We start from the raw sequence: 807 nt of genomic DNA on the forward strand, positions 1-807 counted from the left end.
TGGGGGAAAGAAAGACTCATAGTTTATCCAATAAAAGCGGGTGTATGCACAATTAGCTCGATCAGCGGTGTCTTGAGAAATATTGACCGTGTATCAAGATTGAATGGTTGGAAAAACGGGTCTATTTCATCCAAGGTGGATTATTGTGGTGCTAATTTTGGGCCGTTTGATGGTCTTTGGTTTTACTCACCACCAAACCATGGCTTTGGAATCGATAAACATATGCTGTGGTTGCAGCACCACCCAAGAGTGTCGAAATTTCTTAACGAAGAGGTTGATTATTTCGTCAATACCTTTGGCCCCAAGAAGCAATTAAAAGAATTTTTTTTTGTTCCGAAGAGTAGAGCCTGTTTCTCTTGCAACGATTTGGAATGCAGAAAAAGGGTCAATCAGTCTGAAAAAGTAGATAGGCCTGAATTCAAAGATTTGCTCAATACATCCTCTATGATTAAGCGATTTGTGGGGAACAAATTTACATTATATAGGACTAGCGACCATGTTTGGGGGCCGTTAGTAACGGAGATCGGAAGGACTGATGAAGCACTAGTGGTAGGGGAGTTTGGTGGGTTAATATGATAGCGATGAGCTAATCGGAGTAAATGAACTTAGATCTAGCAAGTGATGTTTAATTCGCTATCTTTTTCGCTGAGAGCTGTTTACTGCGGGCAAACTTTATTGTCACAAAACACTCTTACGGGCAAACTTTATTGGTGCTACACATAAGCTTTGAGCCTATCCATTAGATTTTAAATTACATAAAAATGGCGAGTCATAGGACTCGCCATTTTTGTATCTAACATTGTGTAC

General features: G+C 39.9%; 1 protein-coding gene. It reads left to right on the forward strand.

Annotated features, from left to right (window positions below):
* Positions 1–576: hypothetical protein (locus AB4486_RS24675; protein WP_372119319.1), on the forward strand; the 576-nt coding region annotated here is incomplete at its 5' end.
* Positions 577–807: the final 231 nt, after the last annotated feature.

Origin of the sequence: Vibrio sp. 10N.222.55.C6, assembly GCF_041473395.1 — a bacterium.
GTDB lineage: Bacteria > Pseudomonadota > Gammaproteobacteria > Enterobacterales > Vibrionaceae > Vibrio > Vibrio crassostreae_C.